This is a genomic window from Amycolatopsis kentuckyensis (assembly GCF_002155975.1).
GTDB classification, from domain to species: Bacteria; Actinomycetota; Actinomycetes; order Mycobacteriales; family Pseudonocardiaceae; genus Amycolatopsis; species Amycolatopsis kentuckyensis.
This window is the reverse complement of record NZ_MUMI01000105.1, coordinates 1-9,730: the sequence shown is the minus strand read 5'-3', so window position 1 is coordinate 9,730 and position 9,730 is coordinate 1. Positions and strand designations below refer to the sequence as shown.

At 69.8% G+C, this 9,730-nt stretch carries 8 protein-coding genes; 6 read left to right on the top strand and 2 right to left on the bottom strand.

Features of this window, described 5'->3' with window-relative positions:
• From CCN39_RS11715 to CCN39_RS11690, 6 genes are all read left to right on the top strand, one after another.
• A partial coding sequence (locus tag CCN39_RS11715) for a C40 family peptidase (protein WP_143264016.1) occupies positions 1–447 on the top strand: 447 nt, incomplete at its 5' end.
• A gap of 3 nt (positions 448–450) precedes the next feature.
• On the top strand, positions 451–834 hold the full coding sequence (locus CCN39_RS11710; RefSeq protein ID WP_086841205.1) for a hypothetical protein: 384 nt from the start codon (positions 451–453) through the stop codon (positions 832–834).
• Complete coding sequence (locus tag CCN39_RS11705) at positions 831–1,322, top strand: YbaB/EbfC family nucleoid-associated protein (RefSeq protein ID WP_086841203.1); 492 nt, start codon at positions 831–833, stop codon at positions 1,320–1,322. Before CCN39_RS11710 ends, CCN39_RS11705 begins: the two co-directional genes overlap by 4 nt.
• A 52-nt stretch (positions 1,323–1,374) precedes the next feature.
• Positions 1,375–2,142, top strand: a complete 768-nt coding sequence (locus tag CCN39_RS11700; RefSeq protein WP_086841201.1) for a tyrosine-protein phosphatase — start codon at positions 1,375–1,377, stop codon at positions 2,140–2,142.
• A 95-nt stretch (positions 2,143–2,237) separates the two neighbouring features.
• Complete coding sequence (locus tag CCN39_RS11695; protein ID WP_086841199.1) at positions 2,238–4,046, top strand: glycoside hydrolase family 3 protein; 1,809 nt, start codon at positions 2,238–2,240, stop codon at positions 4,044–4,046.
• A gap of 29 nt (positions 4,047–4,075) precedes the next feature.
• On the top strand, positions 4,076–5,347 hold the full coding sequence (locus tag CCN39_RS11690; RefSeq protein ID WP_086841197.1) for a ThuA domain-containing protein: 1,272 nt from the start codon (positions 4,076–4,078) through the stop codon (positions 5,345–5,347).
• A 41-nt stretch (positions 5,348–5,388) separates the two neighbouring features.
• Here the strand turns inward: CCN39_RS11690 and CCN39_RS11685 are convergent, their stop codons facing one another.
• A complete protein-coding gene (locus CCN39_RS11685; RefSeq protein WP_086841195.1) occupies positions 5,389–7,872 on the bottom strand; it encodes a DNA gyrase/topoisomerase IV subunit A in 2,484 nt (827 codons plus the stop codon).
• 26 nt (positions 7,873–7,898) lie between these two features.
• The coding region (locus tag CCN39_RS11680) for a DNA gyrase/topoisomerase IV subunit B (RefSeq protein ID WP_086841193.1) at positions 7,899–9,730 on the bottom strand (1,832 nt) is incomplete at its 5' end.

Genomic DNA, 9,730 nt, shown 5'->3' with positions numbered 1-9,730 from the left:
GCCGTCCACAAGCCGCGGCTGCCGGTCGCGATCCCGCCGCAGCCCGGCAGCGGCGTCGCGATCAACCTGCCCGGCGGCAAGCAGGTGATGGCGCCGAACGAAACCGCGGCCAAGGCCGTGCGCAACGCGCTCGCGCAGCTCGGCGTGCCGTACGTGTGGGGCGGCACCGCGCGGGGCGTCGGCCTCGACTGCAGCGGGCTGACCATGACGTCGTACCAGGACGCGGGCCTGCAGCTGCCGCGGACGGCGGCGCAGCAGACGGTCGGGGCCGAGGTGCCCTCGATCGACCAGCTGCTGCCCGGCGACCTCGTCGTGTGGTCCGGTCACGTGGCGATGGTGATCGGCGACGGCCAGATGATCGAGGCGGGCGACCCGGTGCAGATCAGCAAGATCCGCACCACGAACGCGGGACAGTCGTTCATCGGCTTCTACCGGCCTACGGGGTGAGCTGTGGCTGAATTCGACATCGAACTGGCGTCCGCGCGGATCGCCGAGCAGGCGGCGCGGGCGGGCGCGGAGGTTTCCGCGCGCCTCGAGCGCTCGGGCCCGGTGGTGGGCAAGGCTTCGGCCGGCGGCATCGAAGTCCAGGTGGCGCCGGGCGGATTGCTGACGGGCGTGTCGATCCACCGGTCGGAGTTGCGGCACGGCTCCGCGGTGATCGCCGACCGGATCTTCGAGCTCGCCCAGCGCGCGACCCGGCGGGCGGGTGACCGGATGTACCACGCCTTGTCTGCGGCGGTCGCTCCGGAACAGCTCGAAACCCTGGGCTACGAGCCGATCCCGGACGACGACCCGGACGCCGAGACGTACTCGTACGGAGGGGGACCGCGGTGATCACGACCCGCCAGCTGATCGCCCAGGCCCGGGCGCGCGAAGAGGCGATGGCCCGCGTGGAGGAGCTCCTGGCCTCGGCTTCCGGTACGGCGCACGACCGCGACGGGCAGGTCGAGGTGACGGTGGACGCGCGGGGCAAGCTGCTGCGGCTGTGGCTCGCGCCGTCGGCGGTGGAGCTGGGGGAACGGTTGGGGCCCTTGGTGGTGGAGATCGCCCAGGCGGCCATGCGCGAGGCCACGCAGGACGGGTACAACAAGGTCGCCCTGCTGGTGGGCGAGGACATGACGTACATGATCGAGCAGATGACGGGGATGCCGGCGCCGGCCCGGGCGGAGGACGACGACCCGGGGATGACGGTCGAGGAGTTCCAGCGGCTGCGGGAGGAGCGGCTGGGGTCGGCGCCTGCTGCGGCTCCCGCTGCGAGCGTCGAGGACGAGGACGCTTACTGGGAGAGCTTCGACCCGGCCTCCTTGCGCTCGGATCGCTGAGCAGCCCCCGTTTTCCACGCTACCGGAGAGGGCCGACAAAATCGTGAGAGTCGTGTCCTGGCCGGGTTTCCACAACACCCGGGACCTCGGCGGGCTGCCGACGACGTCCGGGCGGACGACCGGGTTCGGTGCCTTCTTCCGGGCGGCGGACCTGCGGTTCGTCACCGAGGCGGGGTGGGCGCAGGCGCGTGACGCGGGCGTCCGCACCGTCGTCGACCTCCGGAACGCGGACGAGATCCGGCCCGCGGCCGAACTCCGGACCGCGCAGGCGGGTTCGGCGCAGTTCGTCGCGGCCACCGCGGGTCCGGTCACGCCGGCCGGGATCGCCCGGCTCGAAGTCCCGCTCGACGACATCGGCGACCTCGCCTTCTGGCAGCGCATCAACGGTGCCGGGCTCAACGGCTCCCCGCTCTACTACCCCGTTTTCCTCCGGGAGAAGGCCGGGCGCTGCGCTGCGGTCGTCAAGGCGATCGGGCACGCCTCCGAATCCGGTGGGGTCCTCTTCCACTGCGGCGCGGGCCGGGACCGGACGGGCCTGATCGCGCTCCTGCTGCTCGCGCTGGCCGGCGTCGAACCCTGGGCGATCGCCGCCGACTACGCCATGTCGGCCGAAGGCGTTGCGGCGCTGTACGCCGCGATGGGCGTCGACGACCAGGGATCGATCATCCGGGCCGCCCTCGCGAAGCACGGCACCACGCTCGAAGGTGCCGTGCTGGCGACGCTCGACGGTTTCGACGTCGAGCGGTACCTGCTCGACGCCGGTGTCACCGGTGGCGAACTCCGCGCCCTGCGCGCCCGGCTGGTCGTGCCGTCCCGCTGAGCGGAAACCGAGTTCGCTGAGAGGTCTGGACCAACGTCTGAGCCTATGTATTAATTCAAGGCGTGAATTTTGGTCTCTCGACGAGGAGGACCCGGATGCGCCTCGGACGCAGGCTGGGCATCGGCGCGCTGGCTCTCGCGTTGGTGCTGACCTCGGAAACCCCCGCGCTCGCCGGAAACGGCCCCGCCTACAAGGACTCCTGGCGCCCGGTCAAGGTGCGGGTGGCCGATCTGCTCTCCCGGATGACGCTCGACGACAAGCTCGGCCAGATGGTGCAGGCCGAACGGCTCGGCGTCACCAGCCCGGCCGACGTCACCGCCGGGCGGCTCGGGTCGCTGCTCTCCGGGGGGAGCTCGCAGCCGACGCCGAACACGCCCGTCACCTGGGCCGACATGTACGACGGCTTCCAGAAGGCCGCGCTCGCCACGCCGCTCGGTATTCCGCTCGTCTACGGCGTCGATGCCGTTCACGGCCACAACGGCCTCTACGGCGCCACCGTCTTCCCGCACAACATCGGCCTCGGTGCCACGCGCGATCCGCGGCTCGTCGAGAAGATCGGCCGCGCCACCGCGGAAGAGGTCTCCGGCACCGGGATCGACTGGGACTTCGCGCCCTGCCTGTGCGTCGCCCGCAACGATCGGTGGGGCCGGACCTACGAGTCCTTCGGCGAAGACCCGCGGCTCGTCACGCAGATGACGTCGATCATCACCGGCCTGCAGGCGAACCGGGTCATGGCCACCGCCAAGCACTACGTCGGCGACGGCGGCACCACCGGCGGGGTCAACGAAGGCAACACCGAGCTCAGCGAACAGGAACTGCGCGCGATCCACCTGCCGCCGTTCCGGGCCGCGGTGCAGCGCGGGGTCGGCTCGGTGATGATCTCCTACAGCAGCTGGAACGGCGTCAAGATGCACGCCGGCTCGTACCTGATCAACGACGTCCTCAAGAAGGAACTCGGCTTCGGCGGGATCGTCGTCTCGGACTACAACGGCGTCGACAAGATCGACGGCCAGAGCGGGTTCACCCCCGAAGAGGTCGAGGCCTCGATCAACGCCGGCATCGACATGGTCATGGTGCCCTTCGAGTGGCGGAAGTTCCTCGGCACGTTGCGGTCGCTGGTGCTCGAGGGCCGGGTGCCGATGAGCCGGATCGACGACGCCAACCGGCGCATCCTCACCAAGAAGTTCGAGCTCGGCCTGTTCGAGCACCCGCTGACCGACCGGCGGTTCCTCGCCACCATCGGCAGCAAGCCGCACCGGGATCTCGCGCGCCAGGCCGTGCGGGAATCGCAGGTGCTGCTGAAGAACGAGCACCACGTCCTCCCGCTTTCCCGGCGCGGCAAGATCTTCGTGGCCGGCAAGAGCGCCGACGACCTCGGCAACCAGTCCGGCGGCTGGACCGTCGGCTGGCAGGGCACCAGCGGCCCGGTCATCCCCGGCACCACCATCCTGCAGGGCCTGCGGCAGAAGTCCTCGAACGTCACCTTCGCCAAGGACGGCACCGGGATCGACCGGAGCTACGACGTCGCCGTCGCGGTCGTGGGGGAGACGCCGTACGCCGAGGGCAAGGGCGACCGGCCGCAGGGAATGGGGCTGGACGCCACCGATCTCGCCACGCTGCGGACGCTGAAGGACTCCGGCGTGCCGACGGTCGTCGTGCTGGTTTCCGGGCGCCCGCTCGACATCGCCGCGCAGCTGCCGGACTGGGCCGGGCTCGTCGAGTCGTGGCTGCCGGGCAGCGAAGGCCAGGGCGTCGCCGACGTCCTCTTCGGCGACTACAACCCGACCGGCAAGCTGCCGGTGACCTGGATGCGCAGCGCCGACCAGCAGCCGATCAACGTCGGCGACGGCAAACCCGCGCTGTTCCCGTTCGGCTTCGGCCTGCGCTACTCGCACCACTGGTGATCCCCGTCCCCCACCGGAAAGGTTCACGCATGCCCCGCCGTCCCCTGCTCAGGATTCTCGCCTTCTTCGCCGCCTGCCTAGGACTCTCGCTGGGCGCCCCGGCGGTGCAGGCCGCGACGCCGTTCAAGGTGCTCGCCTTCTACAGCGGCTCCTACGACGCCGCGCACATCAGTTTCGAGAAGGAAGCCAACGTCTGGTTCCCGCAGCAGGCGGCGGCCAACGGGTTCACCTACACCGCGACGACCAACTGGAACCAGCTCACCACGATCACCCCGGACCAGTACCAGGTGGTGCTGTTCCTCGACGACCAGCCGCAGTCGCAGGCGCAGTTCCAGGGCTTCCAGCGGTACGTGCAGGCCGGCGGCGGGTTCTTCGGCTTCCACGTCACCGCCTACAACGACAGCTCGACGCCGTCGTACGCGAACTGGTTCCACAACGACTTCCTCGGCACCGGCCGGTTCACGTCGAACACGTGGGGCCCGACGCCGGAGACGCTGCGGATCGAGACCCGCACGCACCCGTCGACGGCGAACCTGCCGGCGACGATCCGGTCGTCGACGTCGGAGTGGTACGCCTGGCAGAACGACCTGCGCCAGAACGGCAACATCACGATCCTGGCCTCGATGGACCAGTCCACCTTCCCGATCGGCACCGACCCGAACCAGACCTGGTACAGCGGCTACTACCCGATCGCGTGGACGAACAAGAACTACAAGATGCTCTACGCCAACTTCGGCCACAACGCGATGAACTACGAGACGAACACGGCGCTGTCGTCGACGTTCGAGAGCGCCGACCAGAACCGCTTCGTGCTCGACGGCCTGAAGTGGCTCGGCGGCGGCGGGACGACCACCCCGCCGGACCCGGGCACGATCGACCCCGCGGTCTTCTACGCCGTGACGAACAAGGCGTCCGGCAAGTGCGTCGACGCCCGCGCGGCCGGCAGCGCCAACGGCACGGTGATCCAGCAGTACACCTGCAACGGCACCGCGGCCCAGCAGTACCAGTTCGCCCCGACCAGCGGCGGCTACGACCGGATCAACAACCGGACGAACGCGGCCCAGGTCATCGACGTCACCGACGTCTCGACGGCCGACAACGCCGGGCTGCAGCTGTGGTCCTACAGCGGCGGCGGCAACCAGCAGTGGCAACCGGTGTCCGAGGGCGGCGGCTACTACCACTTCGTCGCCCGCCACAGCGGCAAGTGCCTGACCGTGCCGGGATCGTCCACAGCGGACAGTGTCCAGCTGGTCCAGGCGGCCTGTAGCGGCAGCGCCGCTCAGTCGTTCAAGGTCGCCTAGCGGGACGTGAGGGGCCACCTTCCGAGGTGGCCCCTCACGGATCAGTCGCGCTCGATGAGGTGGCCGACCACGTCCGGGCCCGGGTGGGCGTGGCCCGAGCCGTCGCGGCGGACGTCGATCTCCGGGAGTTCCACCGGGTCTCCGTTGCGGGCCGCGCCGGCCGGGCGGGGGCCGATCCAAGCCACTCGCAACGCCGTCTCGCCCTTGAGGAAACGGTGGGCCCGGACGCCGCCCGTGGCGCGGCCCTTGGGCGGGTACTCGCTGAACGGGGTCACCTTCACGCTCTGGCCCGTTGCCGTGATGACCAGCGGCTCGCCGTGCTCGTCGTCGTCCGTGCGGACCGCGCCGAAGAACACCACCGAGCCCGAACCCACGTTCATGCCCGCCATGCCGCCGCCCTTGAGGCCCTGCGGCCGGACCAGCGAGGCCGCGTACTTCAGCAGCGACGCCTCCGACGACACGAACGCCAGCGTCTCCGTGCCGTCCGTCAGCCACGTTGCGCCGACGACTTCGTCGCCGTCCTTCAGCGAGATCACTTCGAACTCGTCCGAGCGGACCGGCCACTCCGGCGCACAGATCTTCACGACGCCGGCGCGGGTGCCGAGCGCGAGGCCCGGGGAGCCCGCCGCCTGCTCGCCCAGCGGCGCGATGCCGATCACCGTCTCGCCCTTCTCCAAGGGCACCAGCTCGCGAGCCGCCATGCCGCCGCGCAACGACACCGTGCCGGCCTGCTCGGGCAACACCGGCAGCGGCAGCACGTCCGTCTTGAACGCCCGGCCGCGGCTGGTCACCAGCAGCACCTGCCCGCGCGCGGTCGTGTGGACGACCGCCGAGACCGCGTCATGCTTCACCCGGCCGTTGCGGCGGCGCGTCTCCGTCGCCTCCTCGGACTCCGCCGCGGTGCGGGCCACCAGCCCGGTCGCCGACAGGATCACCTGGCACGGGTCGTCCGCCACTTCCAGGGGGCCCGAAGGCTTCGACGCGGCCAGGACTTCCTTCAGGTCGCCGTCGATCAGGGCCGTGCGGCGCTCGGTCGGGAAGTCCTTCGCGATCTTCGCCAGCTCCGCCGAGACGAGCTTCTTCAGCACCGACTCGTCGTCGAGGATCTTGGTCAGTTCCGCGATCTCCTCGCGCAGGCGCTCCTGCTCCGACTCGAGTTCGAGGCGGTCGTACTTGGTCAGCCGGCGCAGCGGCGTGTCCAGGATGTAGGTCGCCTGGATCTCCGACAGCTTGAAACGCGTCATCAAGCCGTCCTTCGCAGCCTGCGCGTTCTCGCTTTCGCGGATGAGCTTGATGACCTTGTCGATGTTCAGCAGCGCGATCAGCAGGCCGTCGACCAGGTGCAGGCGCTCTTCGCGCTTGCGGCGCCGGTACTTCGTGCGCCGCGTGACGACGTCGTAGCGGTGGCGGAGGAAGACTTCGAGGAGTTCCTTCAGGCCCAGCGTCTGCGGCTGGCCGTCGACGAGCACCAGGTTGTTGATGCCGAACGACTGCTCCAGCGGCGTGAGCCGGTACAGGTCCGCCAGCAGGGCCTGCGGGTTGACGCCCACCTTGCACTCGATGACCAGCCGCGTGCCGTTCTCGCGGTCGGTGAGGTCCTTGACGTCGGCGATGCCGGTGAGCCGCTTGGACTTGTTGACCTCGTCGGTGATCTTCTCGATCACCTTCTCCGGGCCGACGCCGTAGGGCAGCTCGGTGACGGTGATCGCCTGGCGCCCGCGGCTGCCTTCCAGGGGGCCGGTCTCGACGTTCGCGCGCATCCGGACCACGCCGCGGCCGGTCTCGTAGGCACGGCGGACCTCGTCGAGGCCCAGCAGCTTGCCGCCGGTCGGCAGGTCGGGGCCGGGCACGAACTCCATCAGCTTGTCGAGCGTCGCCGACGGGTGCGTGATCAGCCAGCGCGCCGCCGCGATGACCTCGCCGAGGTTGTGCGGGATCATGTTGGTCGCCATCCCGACCGCGATCCCGGACGTGCCGTTGACCAGCAGGTTCGGGAACGCCGCGGGCAGCACGGACGGCTCTTCGAGCGAACCGTCGTAGTTCGGCCGGAAGTCGACGGTGTCCTCGCCGAGCTCGCCGACCAGCTGCATCGCCTCGGGCGACATGCGCGCTTCGGTGTACCGCGAAGCGGCCGGGCCGTCGTCGGGGGAGCCGAAGTTGCCGTGGCCGTCGATCAGCGGGACGTTCAGCGAGAAGTCCTGCGCCAGCCGCACCATCGCGTCGTAGATCGCGACGTCACCGTGGGGGTGGTACTTGCCCATCACGTCGCCGACCACGCGCGACGACTTCACGTACGCGTGCGTCGGCCGGTAGCCGTTCTCGTTCATCGAGTACAGGATCCGGCGGTGCACCGGCTTGAGCCCGTCCCGCGCGTCCGGCAGGGCGCGCGAGTGGATGACCGAATACGCGTACTCCAGGTAGGAGTCTTCGATCTCCGTCTTCAGCGGGTTCTCGAAGACCTGGGCCCCGGCGGCGTCGAACGCGCTCGGATCGACCTTGGTGGTGGTGCCCTTGCGGCGTGCCACGGCAGAACTCCTTGGTAGCTACGAAATCAGGCGTCGATGGCTTCGCGGTCGACCCGGTCGGAGGAGGCGACCAGCCAGTTCCGCCGGGGCTCGACCTTCTCGCCCATCAGCAGTTCCAGCGCGCCCTCGGCGGCTTCGGCGTCGTCCATGGTGATGCGGCGGACCGAGCGGGTCGCCGGGTTCATCGTGGTCTCCCACAGCTCGTCGGCGTCCATCTCGCCGAGACCCTTGAACCGCGGCACCGGCGTGACGATGTTCTTGCCCGCCCGCTCCAGCTCGGCGAACTTCTGCTCCATCTCCCGCTGGGTGAAGGTGAAGTGCGTCTCCGGGTTGCGGCCCTTCGTGACGAGCTTGTGCAGCGGCGGCATCGCCGCGTACAGCCGGCCGTCCTCGATCACCGGGCGCATGTACTTCGCGAACAGCGTGATCAGCAGCGTGCGGATGTGCGAGCCGTCGACATCCGCGTCCGCCATCAGGATCACTCGGCCGTAGCGCATGGTCGTCAGGTCGAACGTGCGGCCGGTGCCCGCGCCGAGCACCTGGACGATCGACGCGATCTCGGCGTTCTTCAGCGTGTCGCCCAGCGACGCCTTCTGGACGTTCAGGATCTTGCCGCGCAGCGGCAGCAGCGCCTGGTACTCCGACACGCGCGCCATCCGCGCCGACCCCAGCGCGCTGTCACCCTCGACCAGGAACAGCTCGCTGCGGGCGACGCCGGTGGTGCGGCAGTCGACCAGCTTCGGCGGCATCGCCGCGCCTTCGAGGGCGGTCTTGCGCCGGGCGGCGTCCTTCTGCTGCTTCTGGGTGAGCCGGACGCGGGAGGCGTCGACCACCTTCTGGAGCACGACCTTGGCTTCGGACTTCGTCTTGCGATCCTCGGTCCAGGCCTTGACGTGCTTGTCGACGATGCCCTGCAGCACGCGGGTGATCCCGGCGGTGGACAGCTCGTCCTTGGTCTGCGACGTGAACTGCGGCTCCGGCAGCCGGACGTGGATCACGGCGGTCATGCCCTCGAGGACGTCCTCGATCGTCGGCATGTCCTCCTTGGGCTTGAGCAGCCCGCGGGTCTTGGAGATCGCGTCCTGCAAGGCCTTCGCCATCGCGCGGTCGAAGCCGCGGCGGTGGGTGCCGCCGTGGACGTTGCGGATCGTGTTGGTGAAGCACTCCACCGTGCGCTCGTAGCCGGTGCCCCAGCGCAGCGCCACCTCGATCTCGGCGTGCCGCTCCACATTGGACTGCATGACGCCGGCCGCGTCGGCCGCGTTCTCCTTGTACGTGCCCTCGCCGGTGATCAGCAGCGTGCCGCAGACCGGCTTTTCGCCCGACGGCGTGAGGAAGTCGACCATGTCGACCAGGCCGTTCGGGAAGTGGAAGGTCTCCTCGTTGATCGTGTCTTCGATCGCGGTGCGCAGCACGTACGTGACGCCCGGGACGAGGAACGCGGTGTTGCGCAGCTTCGCCCGGACGCCTTCGACGTCGAGCGCCGCGCCGGACTCGAAGTAGCGCGCGTCGTACCAGTAGCGGATCGAGGTTCCGCTGCGCTCGCCGCGCTTCATCTTGCCGGTGACGTTCAGCCCGGACCGGCGGGTGAACTTCGCCTTCGGGCCGGGCGCGTCGAAGGTGCCGGGGACGCCGTGCTTGAACGACATCTGGTGGACCTTGCCGTCCTGCTTCACCGTGACGTCGAAGCGGTGCGACAGCGCGTTGACCGCCGAAGCGCCGACGCCGTGCAGGCCGCCGGAGGTCTTGTAGCCGGAGCCGCCGAACTTGCCGCCGGCGTGCAGCCGCGTCAGCACCAGTTCGACGCCGGACAAACCGGACTTGGCGTGGGTGCCGGTCGGGATGCCGCGGCCGTCGT